This is a genomic window from Psychrobacter sp. AOP30-A2-5 (genome assembly GCF_052378115.1).
Classification (GTDB): Bacteria; Pseudomonadota; Gammaproteobacteria; order Pseudomonadales; family Moraxellaceae; genus Psychrobacter.
Window position 1 is genome coordinate 89109 of sequence record NZ_JBQSXK010000004.1, and the last position, 21801, is coordinate 110909.

At 42.8% G+C, this 21801-nt stretch carries 18 protein-coding genes; 11 read left to right on the forward strand and 7 right to left on the reverse strand.

Features of this window, described 5'->3' with window-relative positions; genetic code table 11:
• Positions 1-149: 149 nt before the first annotated feature.
• Positions 150-1046: a posphoenolpyruvate synthetase regulatory kinase/phosphorylase PpsR gene (ppsR, locus tag ACT3S4_RS04930; RefSeq protein WP_045446910.1), complete on the reverse strand. Its 897-nt coding sequence runs from the start codon at positions 1044-1046 to the stop codon at positions 150-152.
• A 594-nt stretch (positions 1047-1640) separates the two neighbouring features.
• Between ppsR and ppsA the strand changes: the two genes are divergently transcribed.
• The 6 genes from ppsA (at position 1641) to ACT3S4_RS04960 (ending at position 7138) form a co-directional block, all read left to right on the forward strand.
• On the forward strand, positions 1641-4025 hold the full coding sequence (gene ppsA, locus ACT3S4_RS04935; RefSeq protein WP_055124250.1) for a phosphoenolpyruvate synthase: 2385 nt from the start codon (positions 1641-1643) through the stop codon (positions 4023-4025).
• A 129-nt stretch (positions 4026-4154) separates the two neighbouring features.
• A complete protein-coding gene (locus tag ACT3S4_RS04940) occupies positions 4155-5150 on the forward strand; it encodes an RDD family protein (RefSeq protein WP_444760585.1) in 996 nt (331 codons plus the stop codon).
• A 281-nt stretch (positions 5151-5431) separates the two neighbouring features.
• Positions 5432-5836 carry a 30S ribosomal protein S6 gene (gene rpsF / locus ACT3S4_RS04945; RefSeq protein WP_045446907.1) on the forward strand — a complete coding sequence of 135 codons (405 nt, stop codon included), beginning with the start codon at positions 5432-5434 and terminating at the stop codon, positions 5834-5836.
• Positions 5837-5852: 16 nt separating this feature from the next.
• Positions 5853-6083, forward strand: coding sequence for a 30S ribosomal protein S18 (rpsR, locus tag ACT3S4_RS04950; RefSeq protein WP_010198808.1), 231 nt, complete (start codon positions 5853-5855; stop codon positions 6081-6083).
• Between the two features lie 26 nt (positions 6084-6109).
• A complete protein-coding gene (gene rplI, locus ACT3S4_RS04955) occupies positions 6110-6619 on the forward strand; it encodes a 50S ribosomal protein L9 (protein ID WP_045446903.1) in 510 nt (169 codons plus the stop codon).
• Between the two features lie 270 nt (positions 6620-6889).
• Positions 6890-7138, forward strand: coding sequence for a hypothetical protein (locus ACT3S4_RS04960; protein ID WP_055124252.1), 249 nt, complete (start codon positions 6890-6892; stop codon positions 7136-7138).
• A gap of 20 nt (positions 7139-7158) precedes the next feature.
• Here the strand turns inward: ACT3S4_RS04960 and ACT3S4_RS04965 are convergent, their stop codons facing one another.
• The 3 genes from ACT3S4_RS04965 to cobT are packed head-to-tail and all read right to left on the reverse strand — an operon-like array spanning position 7159 to position 9627.
• On the reverse strand, positions 7159-7710 hold the full coding sequence (locus ACT3S4_RS04965; RefSeq protein ID WP_444760586.1) for a histidine phosphatase family protein: 552 nt from the start codon (positions 7708-7710) through the stop codon (positions 7159-7161).
• A gap of 31 nt (positions 7711-7741) precedes the next feature.
• The gene (cobS, locus tag ACT3S4_RS04970) at positions 7742-8575 is read right to left on the reverse strand and encodes an adenosylcobinamide-GDP ribazoletransferase (RefSeq protein ID WP_444760587.1); all 834 of its coding nucleotides are present in this window, start codon (positions 8573-8575) and stop codon (positions 7742-7744) included.
• A complete protein-coding gene (cobT, locus tag ACT3S4_RS04975) occupies positions 8575-9627 on the reverse strand; it encodes a nicotinate-nucleotide--dimethylbenzimidazole phosphoribosyltransferase (protein WP_444760588.1) in 1053 nt (350 codons plus the stop codon). Before cobT ends, cobS begins: the two co-directional genes overlap by 1 nt.
• A gap of 226 nt (positions 9628-9853) precedes the next feature.
• Between cobT and ACT3S4_RS04980 the strand changes: the two genes are divergently transcribed.
• Positions 9854-11212, forward strand: coding sequence for a GntP family permease (locus ACT3S4_RS04980; RefSeq protein ID WP_201553679.1), 1359 nt, complete (start codon positions 9854-9856; stop codon positions 11210-11212).
• Positions 11213-11232: 20 nt separating this feature from the next.
• A complete protein-coding gene (locus ACT3S4_RS04985; RefSeq protein ID WP_444760589.1) occupies positions 11233-12369 on the forward strand; it encodes a glycerate kinase in 1137 nt (378 codons plus the stop codon).
• Positions 12370-12457: 88 nt separating this feature from the next.
• Here the strand turns inward: ACT3S4_RS04985 and ACT3S4_RS04990 are convergent, their stop codons facing one another.
• Entirely contained in the window at positions 12458-13327 is an 870-nt protein-coding gene (locus ACT3S4_RS04990) for a LysR family transcriptional regulator (RefSeq protein ID WP_444760590.1), read from the reverse strand.
• A 107-nt stretch (positions 13328-13434) separates the two neighbouring features.
• Here ACT3S4_RS04990 and ACT3S4_RS04995 point away from each other — a divergent pair, with 107 nt between their 5' ends.
• Both ACT3S4_RS04995 and ACT3S4_RS05000 read left to right on the forward strand, forming a co-directional pair.
• Positions 13435-13935 carry a lactoylglutathione lyase family protein gene (locus tag ACT3S4_RS04995; protein WP_055124259.1) on the forward strand — a complete coding sequence of 167 codons (501 nt, stop codon included), beginning with the start codon at positions 13435-13437 and terminating at the stop codon, positions 13933-13935.
• 202 nt (positions 13936-14137) lie between these two features.
• A complete protein-coding gene (locus ACT3S4_RS05000) occupies positions 14138-14950 on the forward strand; it encodes an enoyl-CoA hydratase (protein ID WP_444760591.1) in 813 nt (270 codons plus the stop codon).
• 156 nt (positions 14951-15106) lie between these two features.
• Here the strand turns inward: ACT3S4_RS05000 and ACT3S4_RS05005 are convergent, their stop codons facing one another.
• Positions 15107-15445, reverse strand: coding sequence for a RidA family protein (locus ACT3S4_RS05005; protein WP_055124581.1), 339 nt, complete (start codon positions 15443-15445; stop codon positions 15107-15109).
• Positions 15446-15504: 59 nt separating this feature from the next.
• Complete coding sequence (locus ACT3S4_RS05010) at positions 15505-16752, reverse strand: NAD(P)/FAD-dependent oxidoreductase (protein WP_109590201.1); 1248 nt, start codon at positions 16750-16752, stop codon at positions 15505-15507.
• A 391-nt stretch (positions 16753-17143) separates the two neighbouring features.
• Between ACT3S4_RS05010 and ACT3S4_RS05015 the strand changes: the two genes are divergently transcribed.
• Positions 17144-21781, forward strand: a complete 4638-nt coding sequence (locus ACT3S4_RS05015; protein WP_444760592.1) for an AAA domain-containing protein — start codon at positions 17144-17146, stop codon at positions 21779-21781.
• Positions 21782-21801: the final 20 nt, after the last annotated feature.

Consider the following 21801-nt stretch of genomic DNA (forward strand, 5'->3'; position numbering starts at 1 on the left):
ATATTCTCTATGTGATAATGAGATGGTATTAAATGATTATTAATAGTGATGCTTTAAATAATGGTTCTTTTTGGAGCAATCGTTATTGCTAAACCGTTATTACTAAATAATTAATTGATTCAAGCCATTCATTGATAGCTTATATTTTATTAGCCGATACGGCGTTTGAGACCCGTCATCTGCAAGATACGCGTAGCGATTTCTTCAACGGACATCTCAGAGACATCAAGGCTTGGAATACCATGCGTGATGTAAATCCCCTGTATCGCCCGCTGCTCTTGCTGACATTGCTGATAGCTTGAATAACGACTGCCCGCACGGCGCTCTTGACGGATTTTCACCAAACGATCGGTATCGATCAATAGACCGAACAGCTTGTCTTTGTGCTCGCGCAATGCTTTTGGTAATTGATTATCGTACAAGTCATCTTCGGTCAAAGGATAATTTGCTGCTCGAATACCGAACTGTAAGGCTAAGTATAAAGAAGTCGGTGTTTTGCCTGAACGCGATACGCCCACCAAAATAATATCGGCCGCATCGTAATGACGCGTACGCGCACCATCATCATTGTCTAAAGCGAAATGCACCGCGTCGATACGTTCTTTATAAGTCTCAGAATCCACATCGTCGTGTGCATGACCCGAATGTCCGTCAGGCTCCACACCCGTTTCTTCAGCGACGCGACCTATCAAACCCTCATACATATCCAAGTTACAGCTTTGGGCAGAATTGATCTTTTCACGAATATCAGGGTTAACAATCGTATCAAAGACTAATGGCAACAGACCATCTCGTTGATACGCCATGTTGATTTGCTCAACGGCGTCTTCTGCACGCTCTAAGCTATCGACATATGGCAACACTCGTGTTTCAAAAGGTACTGAAGCAAACTGACTCAAGATAGCGCGGCCAAGTGTCTCCGCGGTAATCGCTGTGCCATCTGAGATAAAAAACGCGGTTCGAACGGCTTGAGAGCTGTCTAAGTTTAATGCGTTGCGATTTTGAATAGTGGGATTCAGTTGTTCAGCTGGATTACTTGAGTACATAACGTTGGCACCTCGATTGAAAACACAATGGTAATCTTCATTTGGCTTTTATTTTTGATCGGCTTTAGACTTGATTTTCAGACGTAATTTTCGTTTTGTATAAGCGCTAATATTGCACATTTATATCAGGATAAACCGCTACTATTTATGCTCTACATTATACGCATAATAGCGACCTAATAGAAATCAATGTTACAGGCGTACACTTAGAAAGCCACAGTGCCCTTAATCTTATCATACCGATTAATAACCATTATTGTGCTGACTGGTTACTCATACTAGCGCAGCATTACCTGCTATATATAAAGGCAAATATTATAAGAATATCCTAAAGCTGTTCTGTTATTTATTTTAAATCCTCTATTTATCAACCGATTTACAAACATATCTTGATAATTAGAGTCGTCTTTACTCGCATTTTTACGTCATCTCAAAAATAGAAAAATGAATAACCTTCTATTAATTATGTAGCAAAGCCCACAATTTGTATCTTTTTGACAAAAATATTGGTTCAACCCCTCGAAATTCTCCAAATATAGCGGTATAATTCACCGTTATAATCTTTACTAAATAACCTTATTTTCTGGAGTTATCATGGCAGCGCAATCTACAGCACTTGTAATCAATCTTGATCAGCTAGGAAAAGACGACATTGAAATGGTCGGCGGCAAGAACGCCTCATTAGGTGAAATGATCAGCCATTTGTCTGATTTGGGTGTTAGTGTACCAGGCGGCTTTGCCACCACATCAAATGCATTTAACCGCTTTTTGAATGAAACTGGCCTGCTTGACAAAATCAACAGCGAACTAAAAACGCTAGATGTTGATGATGTCAAAAAACTTGCAGAAACGGGTAAAAAGATTCGTACTTGGATTATTGAGCAAGAGCTGCCAAGTGATCTTGAGCAAGAAGTACGTCAATCGTTTGAAACGATGAGCGGCGGCGAAGACATCGCGGTTGCTGTACGTTCTTCTGCGACTGCCGAAGATTTGCCAGATGCATCATTTGCGGGTCAGCAAGAGACTTTCCTAAACATTCGCGGTATTGATAACGTCCTAATTGCAATTAAAGAAGTATTTGCATCTCTTTATAACGACCGTGCCATCTCTTATCGTGTCCATAAAGGCTTTGAGCATGAAGGCGTTGCCTTATCTGCTGCTGTACAACGTATGGTTCGCTCAGAAACTGGCGCGGCGGGTGTGATGTTCACGCTAGATACCGAAAGCGGTTTTGATCAAGTGGTCTTTATCACCTCAAGCTATGGTCTAGGTGAAATGGTTGTACAGGGTGCGGTTAACCCAGATGAATTCTATATTTCTAAGCAATTACTAGCCAATGGCAAACCATCGGTGATTCGCCGTAACCTAGGCAGCAAGCATAAGAAAATGGTTTATGGTGATGAAGGTAGCACCACTAAATCAGTAAAAACTGTCGATGTTGAAAAGCAAGATCGTATGCAGTTCTCATTATCAACTGAAGAGCTAACCTCTCTTGCTAAACAAGCCGTAACAATCGAAAAGCATTATGGCCAAGCGATGGATATCGAGTGGGCAAAAGACGGCGATACCAACGAAATCTTCATCGTTCAGGCGCGTCCAGAAACCGTTAAGAGCCGCCAAGACAGCAATGTTATGGAACGTTATATCATCGACACGACTAACGCTAAAGTATTGTGTGAAGGTCGTTCAATCGGTCAGCGTATCGGTTCAGGTAAAGTCCGTATCGTTAGCAACTTAAATGAGATGGATAAAGTACAAGAAGGTGATGTACTGGTATCAGACATGACGGATCCGGATTGGGAACCAGTCATGAAGCGCGCTTCTGCTATCATCACTAACCGTGGTGGTCGTACGTGTCACGCAGCGATTATCGCTCGTGAGCTAGGTGTTCCAGCCATTGTTGGTTGTGGTAATGCGACTGAGCTATTGGTTGATGGTCAAGACGTAACTGCTTCTTGTGCCGAAGGTGATACTGGCTTCATTTATGAAAGCCAAATTGATTTTGAAGTACAGACCAACTCTGTTGAGTCTATGCCAGAGCTTGCCTTCAAAGTAATGATGAACGTTGGTAATCCAGATCGTGCCTTCTCATTCACGCAAATGCCAAACGAAGGTATTGGTCTTGCGCGTTTAGAATTCATCATCAACCGTATGATTGGTGTGCATCCAAAAGCACTACTGAACATGAACAGCTTGCCACGCGAAATTGCCCAAGCCATCCAAGAGCGTATCGCTGGTTATGCCTCACCGGTAGATTTCTACGTGGATAAGTTGGTTGAAGGTATCTCAACGCTAGCCGTTGCCTTTATGGATCAGCCAGTTATCGTTCGTATGTCAGATTTTAAATCTAACGAATATGCTAACTTGCTTGGTGGTAAATTATACGAGCCATCAGAAGAAAACCCAATGCTTGGTTTCCGCGGTGCCAGTCGTTATGTGTCTGACAACTTCCGTGACTGCTTTGAGCTTGAGTGTAAAGCACTAAAACGCGTACGTGATGAGATGGGCTTGACCAACGTCGAGATTATGATTCCATTCGTTCGTACCGTTGGTGAAGCCAAAGAAGTCATCGAATTACTTGAGAAAAACGGTCTAAAACGTGGCGAAAACGGTTTACGTGTTATTATGATGTGTGAGCTACCAACCAACGCCCTGTTGGCAGATGAATTCCTAGAGCACTTCGATGGTTTCTCAATCGGCTCTAACGACTTGACTCAGTTGACACTTGGTCTTGACCGTGACTCAGGTATCGTCTCACATCTATTTGATGAGCGTGATCCTGCGGTTAAGAAACTATTGACCATGGCGATTGATGCTTGCCGTAAAGCAAACAAATATGTCGGCATCTGCGGTCAGGGTCCATCAGACCATCCAGATCTCGCGTTCTGGCTCATGGAGCAAGGTATCAGCTCAGTGTCGTTGAACCCTGATTCTGTACTAGATACTTGGTTCTTCTTAGCTGGTGAAGAAGCGAAGTAAGCCCTAACGTTCAGTCACAGCAGTAATTCACACAGTCATTAAAGAAACAATGATTAGGGTCTATTTGAAAAATATTAAATAGACCCTAATATTATGTATCATATATAGTGACTTAAGATATGACTAACTATGCAGGCAATTATGCAGATTTTCCTTGCTCGAAATAACATACAAGCTGGTCCCTACAATTTGGAGCAGCTGAATATCATGTTGGCATCTGGTGAAGTACTGCTGGATGATTTGGTGTGGCATGAAGGCTTAGACCAATGGCAGCGTGTCGGTAACTTGACCAATAATCAAACGGTTTATCGACCTACCAACCTTGGCAAGCCTCAGGTTAATGACTCTATTATCAATAATGTAACTGTTTTACCTGAAGATAACGCTAGCAATAGCTCGGATAGCAAATCAGTTTCATTAGATAGATTGTATGGCAAGCCTGAACGTCCGAAAGACACGGATAAAAATATGAAAGCTGACATGACCACCAATCGTCAGCAAACACCGCACAATAATGTGTCACTAAACAAGGCTAATAGCAATCAGGCTGCGTCTAGCAAAGACAAAGTCGTCGGCAATGTGGTACTTGCACCGATTATGTCGCGAGTATTAGCAACAGCCATCAATGGATTACTCTATCTACTGGCTATTTTTCCGCTAGTGATGGCATTGACAAAAATGGATGTGGATTATACCAAATTCCAAAATATCCAAGACATGGATGCGGCTTATCAGTATTCAATGACACTGATGGAGAGTCTTCCTAGTAGCACATTGATGATGTCGCAAGTGATGGTATTTGGCTTATTTGCGCTACAATTGGTATTTATCACACTGCGTGGTCAGTCACTCGGTAAGCTGATTACGGGTATTCGCGTGGTGGATCAAACCACTCATCGGCTGCCCTCTTTTACCAAGCTTATTGGTGTGCGTACTTTGTTATTGTTTATTATTTATAACTTATTGTTTTCGTTTACCAGCTTCCTAGGGTTCGTGATTATTGCTATTCATTATTACATGGCCTCAAAAAGCCCTGAAAATATCGGCTGGCATGACAAATTGGCCAAAACTTTGGTGGTAAAAGCAGATAGCAGTCAGCTAGTGAAAGAACCGAAAATAAAATAGCTTGTTTACTAGCAATCCATCTTATTATTTTGATAAAAAAGCAGCGTGATATCGCTGCTTTTTTATGAACCGAGCATTTTTAATTATTGTTATAATTTACTAACGGTGGCTTAGTGATTAACCTTTGTGTTAGTTGCTAAGTACTGTTATAATACGGCGCTTTATAAACTAAGCTTATTTCTTATTATTTATTCATAATAATAGCTAGAAATCGGGCTTACCTTATAAATCTCCTTGCTATTAACATAGGGTTAATAGCTACTAATCCGTAAGGAGTCATAATGCGACATTACGAACTGGTGTTACTTGTACACCCAGACCAAAGCGACCAAGTGGTCGGCATGGTTGAACGCTATATCAAGTTGGTTCAAGACAACAACGGTGTTATCCATCGTTTAGAAGATTGGGGCCGCCGTCAATTGGCATATCCAATCAACAAGATTCACAAAGCTCATTACGTTCTTTTCAACATTGAAACTGACGGTGAAACTTTAGCTGAACTTGAAGAATTATTCCGTTATAACGACGCGATCATTCGTAGTCTAGTTATGCGCCGTGACGACGCTGTCACTGAAGAGTCGCAGTTAGCCAAGAATGCCGATGAAAAACGCGCACGCAAAGCAACTACTCGTCGTCCAGACAGTCGTGAAAACGATAATGACGACAACGACAACAGTGAAGACTAATTAAAGGAGAATACTCATGGCACGTTTCTATCGCCGTCGCAAATTCTGCCGTTTCACTGCTGAAGGCATCACTCACATCGATTATAAAGATGTTGAATTGCTAAAACAGTACATCAGTGATAATGGTAAAATCGTACCAAGCCGCATTACCGGTACATCTACTAAATATCAGCGTCAACTAGCTACTGCTATCAAGCAAGCTCGTTATTTATCGCTACTTCCATACACTGATAACCATCAGGGTTAACCGTTAATTTTAACTAGGAATGACTCATGCAAATTATTTTGTTACAGCGTATCGTCAACCTTGGTAAACTCGGTGAAACTGTCGATGTGAAACCAGGTTACGGACGTAACTTTCTTATCCCTTTGGGTAAAGCACTACCTGCTACTGCAGCTAACATTGAAAAGTTCGAAGCACGTCGTGCCGAGCTTGAAGCTGAAGAAGCCAAAGAAGTAGCTGTTGCTCAAGAACGTGCTGATGCGCTAACTGACGTTAATGTCATCATGCGTGCTAAATCAGGCGACGAAGGCAAGCTATTCGGCTCTATCGGTACTCGCGATATTGCTGAAGCATTGACTAACTCAGGTCTAGAAGTAGACCGTGCTGAAATCAAGCTTCCTGAAGGCACTTTACGTCAAGTTGGCGAATACAATGTTGATATTCAGCTACATCATGACGTTACCGCTACTATTTTAGTTACCATTCTTTCTGAAGATGGCGACAACGAAGAGTCAGCAACAGAAGTTGAAGACGAGAACGAAGATTATTCAGAAGAGTAATTTTTTGAATATCTAGATCTAGTCTAAAAAAGCCAGTAACGTCATGTTGCTGGCTTTTTTGCGTTTTGCTATCGCGCTTAATTGATGATTTTATCAGGTATCTTGAACAGCGATATATTCTAGCAACTATTTGTAATAAATAGCTTGGAAAGCCTATACTTAACAATAAGATACTACCTATAAAGTCATCTTTATTATTGTCACCTGAGTTGATATGCTCGTTGTATTTGATTGATAGATTTTATTTAGATAACGATAGGCTGCAATGACATGATAAATACTGACGACAAATTACGCTGTACCCAAGGTAATCATTTTTATAGCGAAGGTGAAATTTATAAGGTGGGTAGAATCGTTAATAATAAATACTTTCAAATCCTAACCGATAATGATGCAGACCACTGGTATGCAACACTGGATGATAGAGGCATTTATGTGAGCTTTGATTCGAACCTAGGATTAGCAGAAAACGAGAGAGCCTATTTTGAAAAAATCGATGAGCTACAAGCTGAAAGCTAGCATAATGGCCGATTTTTTAATTAAATATCAATACGATTACAGGACAGATATGCGACAGAGCGCGGCCACTCAGCGGCTATTTTCGGCACTTCTTGGTCAGCAGCTATTATCTTGGCCGCATTTATCCAGCCTGCATGACCGATGACTAATACTGGGCTATCTTTTTGTTCAGCTGAAACCTTAATCAACCAACCTTCAACACGCTCAAATAGCTGCTGTAAGCTCTCTCCATGACTGGGCGCAAAATATGCAAAATTATGACACCACTCATCAATCTCTTGCTTAGTGATTTGCGCCCACCGACATCCATCCCATTCGCCAAAATGAATCTCAGCCAATTCAGGCGCGACGCGACACTCAAAACCACGTTGCGCTAATATTTGCCCGACTTTTAGTGAACGTTGTAAGGGGCTGACCCAAATTATTTTTGGCAATTGATGCAAACGCACAAAGCGCTCGATTTTATTGGCAAGACGTTTCAACTTACGTTTATCGACGCCGATATCAGTTTGTCCAATACAAATTCCTTCAGTATTCATCGGTTTGGGATGACGCCAAATATAGAGAATCATGAATGAGTATGTTCCTTGTTGACGATTTGATTTAAATAAAGGGTATAGAAGCAGCCAGTCCGATATAAATAGCAATTTCGCTAAGCTGCTGCGTCGCGCCGAGCCCATCGCCCGTGTAACCATCCAAGCGCCTGCGCAATAAACGTCGCATGTAGTCAGTGGCTATCAGCGCCAGTATCATGGCTAACAACCATTGACCCATTCCAATCTGCTGCATCGTATTGGGAAATATAAGTGCGACTAAAATAATAGCCAATATTAGCCAGCCACTGCTTAATAATCCTTGTATTGGCGTCAACTGCTGCGCCATCGGTTTGGCTTTTGCGTGTTCTATCTCTCCACCATAAGGCAGTAAAGACAGCAGGCTAATGCAAAGTAAACGCGACGCGGTATGTCCTAGGATAAGCGCGATGACAGCCATCGTTAAGGGCATTGAGGCAAGTAAGCTGATTTTGAGTAATAGCGCCGACACCAAACCTAATACACCATAAGTACCTAGGCGTGAGTCTTTCATAATAGTCAGTGTGCGCTCGCGAGTCAGACCACCGCCTAGACCGTCACAGCTATCCGCCAGACCATCTTCATGAAAAGCGCCAGTGAGCTTAATTCCAAAAGCTGTGCTCAGCACTGCAGCAACTAGGGGCGTAAATAACAGACTGCCCAGCCAAAACACGCCAGCACAGAGTAAGCCAACCAGTAAACCGACTGCGGGGAAATGGCGGCTACTCTGATGCAACCATTGCGGATCATAATGCTTAAATGACGGTACAGGTATTCGGGTTAAAAATTGAACGGCGACCAATATTAATCGGGCTTCATAACGGAGGCGCTGCAATAAAGACAGCTTTGATGATGAGCTTGACATCAGTTGTTTTGCTCACTGATACCGGCGTCACTAAAGCTTGCCATCTCATTGATAATGGCGCAAGCGGATTGCAACAATGGATACGCGAGCGCAGCCCCGCTACCCTCGCCTAAGCGCATGCCCATATTAAGTAAAGGCTCAGCATTTAGTGATTTCAATAAATGCGCGTGCCCCGGCTCAACAGAATGATGAGCAAAAATCGCGTATTGAGCAACACCGGGCGCTAGGCGTTCAGCCACCAATAATGCGCTACTGGCAATAAAACCGTCAATCAGGAGAATACGCCGTTCACTAGCAGCCTGAATCAGCGCACCCGCCATCATCGCAATCTCAAGCCCGCCCAATGCAGCGAGTACATCAAACGGTGCTTGTGCCTGTTGATGACACTCTAATACTTGCGTCAAAATATCCGTCTTATGCTCTAATCCTGCATCATCAAGTCCTGTACCGCGACCGATACAATCAGCAAGTGGTACATCACCCAATCTCGCCAGCAGTAGACTCGCCGCTGAGGTATTACCAATGCCCATTTCACCAACAATCAACAGATTACCCGCTAGATTCTTGACGACTTTCATGCCATTTTTTAGCGCTGCCAAACATTCTGTTTCTGTCATTGCAGGCTCTGTTAGCGCGTCTCGGCTACCATGACGAACCTTGTAATCTAGCAATTTTGGATGAGGAGCAAAGTCGGCATTCACCCCAGCGTCAACAACCTTTAACTCAATATTATGCTGGCGTGCCAATACGTTGATGGCGGCACCACCTTGCAAAAAATTATGAACCATTTGCGCAGTGACAGCACTAGGAAACGCTGATGTACCATGCTTAGTTAAACCATGGTCTGCCGCAAACACTCGTATTTGCGCTTGCTCAATATGCGGTGTGATCGTTCCTTGAATCATACCCAACTGCACAGCGAGTGCCTCTATTCGCCCAAGCGCGCCCAGCGGCTTGGTTTTTAGGTCTATAATCTGCTGTAGCTGCTGACGTAATTCATCATTTTCTATATTGGCTATAGTAGGCGCAGTAAATATGGTCAAGGTAGGCATCCTGATAATGGTACGTGTGAAGCAAAAAGCACATACTAGCAGAGTATCTAAGCTTTACCATGAATAAAATCAAATATGAGCCGAATAGATTCACTAGCAGCTTGGATTTACTATAGAATATGCCCCTTTAAAAATCCATATACCTATTGATGCTGCTATTAATGAAATAATCGCTCAGTAGCAGCATCCACAATTATCGCTATCAACCCTACATGTAGAGACAGTAATGATCGTATTTTGGCTTGTGCTGACCATTCTTTTTATTATTTTTGCCACAGCAAAGTTAAAGTGGCATCCTTTTTTAGTATTGATATTATCAGCCTTTTTAGTAGCGCTATTTTACCAAGTGCCGCTTAATACCGTTGCTAAAACCATCTCTGATGGCTTTGGCGGTATTTTAGGTTACATTGGCCTTGTGATTGTATTTGGTACTATTATTGGCTTGATACTGGAAAAAACTGGGGCTGCTATCGTGATGGCAGAATCAGTCATCAAAGTATTGGGACCTCGCTTCCCTACTTTGACCATGTCTATCGTCGGTGCGGTGGTATCAATACCCGTATTTTGTGACTCAGGCTATATCATCCTAAACTCTCTTAAAGAGTCGTTGGCTGAGCGTTTAAATGTCTCTAGCGTGGCAATGAGTATCGCTCTAGCGACTGGTCTGTATGCCACTCATACCTTTGTACCGCCGACGCCAGGTCCGATTGCCGCCGCAGGCAATTTAGGACTAGAGTCAAATCTAGGTCTGGTCATCATGGTCGGTGTGGTTGTGACTGCTGTGGCAGTATTGGCTGGCTGGTGGTGGTCTAATCGTTTCCTCAATGCGACTCCTGACAATATAAATGCAGCAGACGCACCGGCAGCAGCAATGCCTGAAGGCATGAAAACTCGCGACGAGTATAGCCATTTGCCGTCAGCGACCATGGCATTTTTACCTATCATTGTGCCTATCATATTAATCTGCCTGTCCTCTGTTGCCAATTTCCCAAGCGCGCCGTTTGGCAGTGGAACATTGACAGATATTCTTGTATTTATCGGTAATCCGCTCACCGCATTACTTATTGGTCTATTTTTGTCTTTCTTACTGATTAACAGCGAGCAAAAAACCCAGCAAATCAGCGATAGTATCTCACAAGGCTTAGTAGTTGCGGCCCCTATTCTACTGATTACGGGTGCAGGTGGTGCGTTTGGTGCGATGTTAAAAGTCACACCGATTGGCGACTATTTGGGTACGACTTTATCCGCACTAGGACTGGGTATTTTTATGCCATTTATCGTTTCTGCTGCATTAAAGACAGCTCAAGGCTCGACCACAGTTGCACTGGTCACCACTTCTGCAATGGTAGCGCCTCTACTTGATCAAATTGGTCTAGACAGTGAGCTGGGCCGTGTATTCTGTGTCATGGCAATCGGTGCGGGCGCAATGACAATCTCTCATGCTAATGACAGCTTCTTTTGGATTGTCAGTCAGTTCAGCCGTATGAGTGTGGCACAAGCGTACAAAGCTCATTCGATGGCCACTGGTATTCAAGGTGTGACCAGTATTGTATTTATCTGGTTATTGACGTTGGTATTTATTTAAAGAGATTCAAAGAGACATTCATGAAAATTTTAATTGCTCCCGACTCATTTAAAGAAAGCTTAGACGCACTGGATGTTTGCCGCGCCATTCAATCTGGCTTCAGCCAAGTGTTTCCAGAGGCTGATTATAAGCTACTGCCGATGGCTGATGGCGGCGAAGGCACGTCTGCGGTACTGTCTTATGTATTGGGTGGACGCTGGAAAGAAGTGGTGGTCAATGATCCACTGATGAGACCGATAACGGCAAAGTATTTGTTATTGCCCGACGCTACGGCCGTCATCGAAGTTGCTCAAGCTTGCGGGTTACATCTATTGACAAGCGGTGAACGCAATCCTGTGATTGCTAGCAGTTACGGTGTCGGCGAGCTGATTGCTGATGCGTTAGAAGAAGGGGCTAAACGTATCGTGATTGGTCTAGGTGGTAGTGCAACCAATGATGCAGGTCTTGGCATGCTAATGGCATTAGGCATCACATTTCACGATATCGATGACACTCTACTCACTCATGGTGGTGGCGCACTTGCCAGCCTACATAGGCTTGATAATATAAATCTTCATACAAAGGTATTAGACACAGTATTTGAAGTCGCTTGTGATGTGACCAATCCATTATGTGGTCTTTTGGGTGCGAGCGCAGTATTTGGTCCACAAAAAGGCGCTTGTGCAGAGCAAGTAAAAGCTTTAGATAAAGCACTCAGTCACTTTGCCACCATGTGCGGTCATCACGGTTATGAGGACTGCCAACATGTCGAAGGCGCTGGAGCAGCTGGTGGTCTTGGCTACGCGATGATGACGTTCTTTCAAGCTCAGCTAAAATCAGGCTTTGACACAGTTGCTGAGGTGGCTCACCTGTCACAGCATATCGCAGAGGCTGATCTCGTCATCACTGGTGAAGGTAAGCTCGATGCGCAAACAGCCATGGGTAAAGTGGCAGGTGGCATCAGTCAGCTTGCCAAAGCCAGCCATACGCCAGTCATTGCTATTTGCGGTAGTGTTGACGGACTCAAACCTGCGCAAACTAGCCAGTTCGAGGTCATCATGCCCAGTATTCAAAAAGTAGATACCATCGAAAACGTACTGAGTCAGGCTTATGACAATATTGAAACAACTGCTGTCAATATCGCTGCAAGTATCAAACTTGGGCAAAACTTGAAATAACGATAGTTTATTAAATAAGCGACTTCTATTAAATGCACAGCTATTTAACCTTTGATAGCTTTGCATTTATCATTTATTCTCAAAATATCTATAGCCATTTCGTTACTTCATCAATGACAGTATGCATTCTATTAGAGAGTGCATGCTGTCGTCTTACCGCAAGATATAGCGTCTCGCTAACGGCAACAGGCAGATGATGGCTTTTAATCAGCTCAGGCTTTGGATAAGCAGCCACTGCATGTGCAGGTAATACGGTAAAGCCTATTCCTCTGCTGACTGGCTCTAAGATTAAACCTATCTGATTAGAAAAGCCTTTTTTCTCAAAATCATTGATGTGTTGAAATTGCTCATAATTGGCAGTCAGTAGCATGCCTGCATGATGGGCACCATCTGGATGATCAATAAAGCCAAGCTCGGTGAGATGCTCCCAGCTCGGCTCTACCGTAGTTGCAGGTGTCACTAATATTAGCGCTTCTTGCGCCATAGGTTTGCAACTAACCGTTTCATCATCTGAGACATCCGTCATAAAACCAATGTCAATCTCGTGATTAGCCAGTGCCCGCTCAATATCAGAATTTGGGGCAAAGCGATAATCAATCACTAGCTTTGGGTGCTGCTGTTGTAAGGTCAAAAGCTGCGGATATAGCTTGAGTCCCACACTACCAGGCGACATCAAACGCACCAATCCTTCATAATGAGGATCTTCACCGATGCGCTGCTCCAGATTTGATAAGCGCTGCAATATCTCGCCTGCTTCTTCATAGAGCTGCTCACCTGCATTGGTCAATGAGAACTGCTTTCCTTGACGAATCAGTAAGTCTGTATCCAACTGATCTTCTAGCTTACGTATATGCTGACTCACGCCAGATTGGGTCATGTGTAAGCGTTCAGCCGTACGAGTGAAGTGCCCGAACTCGGCAAGCGCACAAAAAGTGCGCAACCATGTGATATTTATCATTACGATACATAATTATTTATATAATATTTGATAATTTTACATAATAATCTTATGTTTGTATACTGGCCTCACGTTAAATAAGAGTACAACTAACAGGAGCAAAAGCTATGAACAACGTTTATCCAAGGAGTTTTTCGCACATTGGCCTTTCAGTTCCCGACCTAGAAGCCGCCGTAAAATTTTATACTGAAGTAATGGGTTGGTACACCATCATGGAACCAACTGAGATTGTTGAAGATAATAGCCCGATTGGTGAGATGTGTACTGAAGTATTCGGTTCAGGTTGGGGCAGCTTCCGTATTGCTCACCTATCTACTGGTGATCGTATCGGTGTTGAGATTTTTGAATTTAAAAATCAAGAAAACCCTGAAAATAACTTTGAATATTGGAAAACAGGTATCTTTCACTTCTGCGTTCAAGATCCAAATGTTGAAGAGTTGGCTGAGCGCATCGTTGCAGCTGGCGGTAAAAAGCGTATGGAAAAACCACGCTATTATTACCCTGGTGAAAAACCTTACCGCATGATCTATATGGAAGACCCATTTGGCAATATCGTCGAGATATACAGCCACAGCTACGAGCTTATCTATAGCGAAGGCGCATACTAAGCTCAGTGTAAACACAGCTTAATCCAACCTTGACTTGTATCTGACTGATAAACAAATAGCGACCTCAGAATATGAGATCGCTATTTTTATTTGTCCGCTTTCTACATGAGCAACCTATTATATAAGAGGTAAGCCATGCTACTATTTAGGTAGCTATACATAGCATCTACCAAATGAAACAACCCATTATCAAGGATGATAAATGACAAACTCTGACGTTGCCTTAGACATGGACGACTTTCTCGTTATTAGAAAAGACGATAGAAAAAGTGGCGTGGTCACTCTCACCTTAAACCGACCAAAGCAATTCAATGCCTTATCCGTTGAGCTACTCTCTGCGCTACAAGCGGAACTGGACAGTATCGCTCAAGATGACAATATCCGTGTAGTCGTCATTGCAGCAAATGGTAAAGCGTTTTGTGCAGGTCACAATCTAAAAGAGATGCGCGCACATTCAGATGAAGCCTTTCAGCGCGCCCTATTCCAACAATGCAGTCACATGATGCTCACTATTAACCGTATGCCGCAAGTCGTGATCGCCAAAGTGCAAGGCATCGCGACAGCAGCAGGATGCCAACTAGTCGCCGCCTGTGATTTAGCCGTTGCCGCTGATGAAGCCAAATTTGCCACTTCAGGGATAAACGTTGGGCTTTTTTGCTCTACGCCTGCCGTTGCAGTCAGTCGCAATCTACCTCGTAAGCAAGCGTTTGAGATGCTGATTACTGGTGAATTTATCGATGCACATACTGCTTTGCAATATGGATTGATTAACCGAGTAGCGCCAGCGGGACAATTAGAGCAAGTCTTGCAATCGTTGATAACGGCGATTACTACCAAATCTCCAGTAGCGGTAAGAACTGGCAAAGATATGTTTTATAAGCAATTGAATATGAGCGTCGAAGATGCTTATGACTATGCCAGTGAAGTGATGACTTGTAATATGATGGCAGACGATGTGAGTGAAGGTATTGACGCCTTTATTGAAAAGCGTCAAGCCGTATGGAAAGGATGTTAACTACAGCTGTGGCTGCCACCTACTTAGCTACTGTTATTTTTTTATTAACCGTCCATAATAGCATTCGAGCCAGATTATGTACCAAGCACGAAAAAGGCCATGATATCGCTATCATGGCCTTTTTTAAACAACTACTACAATCAATCTATCTATTACTTACTCAGCGGCGATTGCAATCATCTCAACCAACAGCTCAGGACGTGCCAATGCAGACTCGCCACAAGCACGAGCTGGCGGCTGAATGCCTTCAAACCACTGGTCATAGACTTCATTCATAGCAGCAAAGTCTGCCATGTCTTTTATCCAAACCGTTACTGACAGTAGTTTTGATTTATCGCTACCCACTTCTTCTAACAAGGTTTGGATTTTTTCCAAACAAGTCAATGTTTGCGCTTTGATATCGTCTTCTGCATTACCTACCTGACCACATAAATAGATAGTCTGGTTATGAATTACAGTTTTGCTCATACGTTGATTGCTATGCAGCTTCTTTATCATGTTATATACCTTCAATTTATTAATTTAAGTCTGTGCTAAATCTGTCAAATGCGCTGTTAATTAGAAAAACGCTGGGCACTGAATGGCGCAACATCTACTAATAATGGCTTGTCATGAATCATCTCTTCAACGAGACGTCCTGTCATCGGCCCTAAAGTAAAGCCTTGATGACTGTGACCAAAGGCAAACCATAGTTTTTCATGCTTGTCTGCAGGACCAATAACTGGCTTCATATCAGGCATACAAGGACGTGATCCTGCCCATGCTTCGCTCTCAACCGCATCTTCTAATGGTAAGATTTTTCTTGCCAGCTTCAGAACCGTTTTTAATTGGCCAAAGTTCTTTGGTGCATCCATCGTGGTCATCTCAGCACCAGTCGTGATACGGATACCCTGCTGCATTGGACCCATCACAAAGCCTTTGTCCATATCGAACATACTGTGATTGATGGTGTTCTTTTCTGTCACTTTGAAATGCTGATGATAGCCACGCATTGGGAACAATGGCAGATTATAGCCAAGTGGCTTGATCAAATCATTAGACCATGGACCTGCTGCGATAACCAACTTATCACTATAATAAGTGTCATTATCAGTAATGATTTTCCAACCTTCACCGTCTTGTACGATTTCTTTTACATCGCTCTCTTTAATTGTACCGCCCATCTCTTGGAAATTTTTCGCATAGGCTTTTACTAGCGAGCTTGGGTTCGATACTTGCCAAGAGTTTTTCCAATGAATCGCACCAACGAAACCTTCAAAATTAGCGCTAGGCTCCATGGCTTTTAGCGCTTCAAGGTTTAGTACGTTATGCTCAACGCCTTGATTGCGCGCATCAATGGCTGATGCTTGTGCTTCTTTAAACGTTTCTTCCGAGCGATGCAATTGCAACCAGCCGTCACGAGTAATTAGCTCGTCAGCACCAGATGCTGAAATCATTGTCTGATGCTCACTGGTACAATGCGCGATCAACGTCTGCCATTCTGATTCTATTTTTTTGACCGAAGCGGGCGTAGAGTATTTCCAGTACTGTAGCAGCGCTTGATGGTAACGCAAAATTGCTGGAATACGATAGCGAATATCAGTGCCTTGGTTCGGTAATACTCGGATCATCTCAGTCAGTTGACGAGGAAAAGGATGGGTATGAATGGCTTCGCGCTGAATCAATCCTGCATTGCCATACGAGGTCTCTGACCCTGGCAACTTCTTGTCTAACATCAGTACTTTTGAATTATTTTTTTGCAAATGCCACGCGACTGACGTGCCAACCATACCTGCACCGATAACGATCACTTCATAGCGCATAACCTATCCTTTTCTTATGGTGTTAATACAGAGTATCTAATATGAGGGTCTAACGGAATAAGGTGGTAATAGTAACGCATTGAGCTGAATATTAAACCCCAATCTCATAAATATTTTTGCTATTAAATACTTTTGGTTATAGGGTTTTTGAAAAGGTATTTTTGATAGGAATAATGAGGGTTTGGTTGATAAAATAGTAACGATCAGCCATCATTTTTAAAAATACTAGATGCGACTTAGTGCTATCAATTTCTGTGCTATAGTTTGGTCTTTTTTTAATTTAGAAATGATCAGCCGCCTAAGCATTTTAATTATAAAATCTGATAAACAGTATTTATTATGTGCCAGTGAGGTCAGGGCTAATATTTTGATGATTTGGAAGGTTTAAAAAATGAGTATTTACGCACAAAGACTGGCCTCTCAAATTGAGTTCATCAAGCAGTGTGCTTTGATGAAAAAAGCGCCTACTCAAGATTTTGCTAAACACAGTGATTTCACTTGTACTGAGGAGCAATTATTAGGCTTGCCGGGTATCAATCTTAACATCACCGACGATACCTCAGAGGACGTTTGGCTCCGTTTAGAGCGATTGCGTGAAAACTCAGCACCTAAACCCAACAGCGCACTGTTAGCACATTGGTTAAAGTTTCCAGCCAAATTTAGCGAACCACCGTCACTAAAAGAAAAAGCATCTGTGCAATCATTCATAGATGATGGTCTTTTGTCCTCGGGCGCTACAGAGGTATTCACTCCGTTTGAAGTTGAAAATAATCATAAAAATGAATCGTTAGATTCAGACGAGACATTAAAGACAGAAGTTTATTTAAAAGATTTCTCTGAAAGAGAAGCTTTACAAGAGGAATATAACAATTACCTCAAAGATATTTGGCAACCTTGGCTAGCAGAAGAAAAGCTCGTTCGCCAAAGCATTGCTTTGTATTCCAGTCTATTCATGCTGAATCAACAGCTTCAGGGCAATCTCGCTGATGCACAGTTAGAGTTGGTGTGGGGTGTGGGTATTGCCACACGAAAAAGCACGGACGATGAGCAGAGTAGCAAGCAGATAAAGTATCCACTATTGACGCAATCTGTTGAAATCACCTTAGATCAAAAGACAATGGCATTACTCATCAAGCCTACCCTATCTGCTCCCACGCTTGAAACGGAGCCTTTTTCTATAGAAGAAAATCAAGGTTTAGCGAGGTTATTAAAGAACAGCAAAGATTTTTATGATTCAGAAGATGTGTCCTTAAGTCCTTTTTTGCCGAGTAGCTATGAGCCTATCTTAAAATCAGCGGTTACTTTGCTTGACTCCTCTGGTGTTTATCAACCAAATCATACTAGTGCAGATGATCGAAAAATCCCTAAAGCGCAAAACAACCTGATTGTTACTGACACATGGGTCATTATGGCGCGTCCTAGAAGTAACAATATCTTTTTGCAAGACTTAAACAACTTATCCATTCAGCTAGAATCGGTCACTGGCATTGATTTACCGAGCGCCCTTAAGGCAATGCTGACAGAGCCTGCTACAGAAAACAAAGAAACCATACTGCCTGCTTATCGTGGTTTGTCTATGGTGAGTGGCAGTGATAGCTATATCGGCACGCCAGCCGAGCTATACTTCCCCAAAGCATTTAATGATGAACAGGTGCAAATCATACAACAGCTAGATGTCCATGAAGGAGTCGTCGTTCAAGGCCCGCCCGGCACAGGAAAAACCCACACTATTGCCAATGTCATTTGTCATTACTTAGCACTTGGCAAGCGGGTACTGGTCACGTCGATGAAAGACCCTGCGTTAAAGGTGCTGCAAGGACAACTACCTGAATCTATTCGCCCGCTCGCCGTTAGTCTACTGACCAGTGAAAACGAGGGTCTAAAGCAGTTTGAACATACCATCAAAAAAATATCGAGCGAAGTGTCTAGTATCAATCGCGAGGCCTACAAAAAAGACATTATCATGTTTGACAATCAAATTGATACCATCCATGCACAGTTGGCCAGCACTGATCATAAAATTACGGCTTGGGCACGGTTGAACCTTGATGATATCACCATCGATAATGAAACTATCAAGCCCATAGATGCCGCGACTGAGGTTGCTCAAAACAGGCAGCTTATCGAAAGCTTTCACGATAAATTGGGCATAGAAGAGATATTTAAGCCTCGATTTACTCATGCTGATATCACAGCACTAAAAGACGCAAGAGTAAATCTCGGCCATGATTTGGATTATCTTAATAAAAAAATTCCTGCCGTTGCACACATGCCTCCTACCAACGCTATCAAGCAACTTCATAAGGATTTGAGCTATCTCAATGAGTCGCAAGCAGCTGAGCAGCAAGGAGAATTGCCAAGCTTAATCAATGACAGTGCTAGTACAATAAATATTGCTCAGGAAATCACTGCTAATACATCTCGTCTAACTGACCTACTACAAAAAATTGTCGCGGCTGGGCAGCGCTGGACGACGGATATTCAGCAGCATCTATCTAATGAGACTAAACAAGACATCATCGGCCATCTCACTATACTAAACGATGAGATCAAAGCACTTTTTGACGAGAGAACTGTTTATTTAACCAAACCTATTACGATGGCTGATGATTTTGATAAAAATCCAGAGCTCATTGACGCGGTGAAAAATTTATCTGAAAGCAAAAAGCCATTTGGTTTCGCTGGCATTTTTGGTAAATCTGCTGAGAAGAAAAGCCTTGAGTCTATTACGATAGTCTCGTCAGCGCCATCAAGTACGGCAGACTGGCAGTATATATCTAGCTTTATAGCGTTTAGAAAAAAGTCTGAAGCACTTATTCTTCGATGGAACGCCCTATCAAATGAGCTGTCCTTACCGATATTTGAAGTATCGGCCAATAATCTGTCTGCGTTACATGCAGCCGTTCATCTATACGATGAAATCATTGATAGTAACAACTTACAACACAGTATCAAACAGGCCTTAAGCACTATATTCACAGATTGGAGTGTTATTTCTGCAGCATCTTATGACACAGGTATTTTGGCTGAAATTGAAAGTGTTCTTAAACAACATTTAAAGCGACATCATTTGGCTGAAAGTCTCACGTTAAAAGAGACATTACTTAATAACCTCGCTGACTGTAAAGGTAATATCAGTGAAAAAATGACGGCATTTGTTACTCAAAATATTGGTGAGCCGAGTTTATCTGACGATGAATTACAAACAGACTATCAAGAACTGTTAAATGAGCTGCAACGCGTGAATAATCTTGCAACAGACTTACAGACAATCGCTGACGTTACCCAACTCATTGAAGATAACGGCGCCCCACTTTGGGCGAAGAAATTGCGTTATGAACCTCATAATAATTCTCAAGACACCTTGGCATCAGATAACTGGCAGCAGATTTGGCGAATTGCTAGATTGACCAGCTTTATAGACAGCATCGATGGTCGCAAGGAGTTGGTTCAACTGGCCAAAACTCGTGGCAATTTAGAAGTAAATCTGGCAAGACTCTATCAAGAAGCCATCACCAAAAGAGCTTGGTTAAAAGTCGCAGAAAATGCAACGCCAAACGTGAGAGCGTCTTTAGAAAAATACCGCTCTGCCATTATGCGTATTGGTAAAGGAACGGGCAAAGGTGCGCACTATTATCGCCGTGAAGCGCGCGAAGCCTCTGCAGGAGCAAGTGCTGCTATTCCGTGTTGGATTATGCCGCATTATCGTATCTCTGAATCCTTGCCAGCAGAGTTCGGCAGTTTTGACTTGGTTATCATCGATGAAGCCTCTCAATCTGATTTAACGGCATTGCCAGCCATCATGAGAGCCAAAAAAGTGTTAATCGTTGGTGACGATAAGCAAGTGTCACCAGAAGGCGTCGGTCTCGATATCGAAAAAATTCGCAATCTGATGGCACAGTATTTGAGCAATCAAGTCCCTGTCTATCGCTCACAGATGTCGCCTGATCGTTCAATCTATGATTTATTCAAAGTCGTTTTTGCAGATAGCAGTGTGATGCTAAAAGAACATTTTCGTAGTGTGGCACCTATTATTGAGTTCTCAAAACGTGAGTTTTACAACCATGAGCTGATACCTTTGCGTAAAGCAAAACCCTCAGAGCGCTTAGACCCTCCATTGATTGATATTTATGTCACCGATGGCTATCGGATTAAAGGCTCTGATATTAACCCATCAGAAGTCAGATTTATTATCGATGAAATCAAAACCCTCGTTTCTGATCCAGCTTATAAAGGTAAAACCATCGGTGTTGTCTCATTGCTAGGCAATAAGCAAGCACATAATATTATGGAGATACTCAACAAAGAACTAGATGAGGCGGTAATGACTGCTTTTGATATCGCTTGCGGTGATGCCAGAACCTTTCAAGGTAAAGAGCGCGATATCATGTTTTTGTCATTGGTAGTGGCACCTGGAGCTGCCCATGCACAAACGAGAGATACTTTCGCTCAGCGTATGAATGTCGCGGCCTCAAGAGCGCGCGATAGAATGTATTTAGTACGTAGTATTGAGCTAGATGAGCTTAGCCAAGCTGACCATTATCGCGCTGAACTCATCAAACATTTTCAAGCGCCATTTATGCAAAATGAAGAGCAAGTAGCTGACTTGCGTGATAAATGTGAGTCACCCTTTGAAACGGAAGTCTTTGATCTTCTGGTGGAGAGAGGCTATCGAGTGGTTCCACAGGTTAAAGCAGGTGCATACCGAATCGATATGGTTGTCGAAGGTGAAAACGACAACAGCCTAGCCATTGAATGTGATGGCGATAGATATCATGGGCCTGACAAATGGGACAGCGATATGCAACGTCAGCGTATTTTGGAGCGTGCTGGCTGGAAATTCTGGCGCTGCTTTGCATCCACTTTTGTCACTCGTAAAAGTGAAGTCGTCCAAGATTTATTAGCAGAATTAGAACGTTTAGAGATTTATCCAATCACTACCGACACGGCATATAGCAGCTCGTATGTTGAATCTAGAATCGTCACGACTGTTGATGCACCACAGATCGATATTGAAGCCGAGACCTAAACATTTATAGCCTGCTAGAT

Excerpts from the sequence above, each read along its gene's own strand:
- ACT3S4_RS04990 (WP_444760590.1), bottom strand. The coding sequence starts at position 13,327 with ATGATAAATATCACATGGTTGCGCACTTTTTGTGCGCTTGCCGAGTTC.
- ppsR (WP_045446910.1), bottom strand. The coding sequence starts at position 1,046 with ATGTACTCAAGTAATCCAGCTGAACAACTGAATCCCACTATTCAAAAT.
- ACT3S4_RS05010 (WP_109590201.1), bottom strand. The coding sequence starts at position 16,752 with ATGCGCTATGAAGTGATCGTTATCGGTGCAGGTATGGTTGGCACGTCA.
- cobS (WP_444760587.1), bottom strand. The coding sequence starts at position 8,575 with ATGTCAAGCTCATCATCAAAGCTGTCTTTATTGCAGCGCCTCCGTTAT.
- ACT3S4_RS04985 (WP_444760589.1), top strand. The coding sequence starts at position 11,233 with ATGAAAATTTTAATTGCTCCCGACTCATTTAAAGAAAGCTTAGACGCA.
- ACT3S4_RS05000 (WP_444760591.1), top strand. The coding sequence starts at position 14,138 with ATGACAAACTCTGACGTTGCCTTAGACATGGACGACTTTCTCGTTATT.
- cobT (WP_444760588.1), bottom strand. The coding sequence starts at position 9,627 with ATGCCTACCTTGACCATATTTACTGCGCCTACTATAGCCAATATAGAA.
- ACT3S4_RS04965 (WP_444760586.1), bottom strand. The coding sequence starts at position 7,710 with ATGATTCTCTATATTTGGCGTCATCCCAAACCGATGAATACTGAAGGA.
- rpsR (WP_010198808.1), top strand. The coding sequence starts at position 5,853 with ATGGCACGTTTCTATCGCCGTCGCAAATTCTGCCGTTTCACTGCTGAA.
- rpsF (WP_045446907.1), top strand. The coding sequence starts at position 5,432 with ATGCGACATTACGAACTGGTGTTACTTGTACACCCAGACCAAAGCGAC.
- ACT3S4_RS04980 (WP_201553679.1), top strand. The coding sequence starts at position 9,854 with ATGATCGTATTTTGGCTTGTGCTGACCATTCTTTTTATTATTTTTGCC.
- ppsA (WP_055124250.1), top strand. The coding sequence starts at position 1,641 with ATGGCAGCGCAATCTACAGCACTTGTAATCAATCTTGATCAGCTAGGA.
- ACT3S4_RS04940 (WP_444760585.1), top strand. The coding sequence starts at position 4,155 with ATGCAGGCAATTATGCAGATTTTCCTTGCTCGAAATAACATACAAGCT.
- ACT3S4_RS04995 (WP_055124259.1), top strand. The coding sequence starts at position 13,435 with ATGAACAACGTTTATCCAAGGAGTTTTTCGCACATTGGCCTTTCAGTT.
- ACT3S4_RS04960 (WP_055124252.1), top strand. The coding sequence starts at position 6,890 with ATGATAAATACTGACGACAAATTACGCTGTACCCAAGGTAATCATTTT.
- ACT3S4_RS05015 (WP_444760592.1), top strand. The coding sequence starts at position 17,144 with ATGAGTATTTACGCACAAAGACTGGCCTCTCAAATTGAGTTCATCAAG.
- rplI (WP_045446903.1), top strand. The coding sequence starts at position 6,110 with ATGCAAATTATTTTGTTACAGCGTATCGTCAACCTTGGTAAACTCGGT.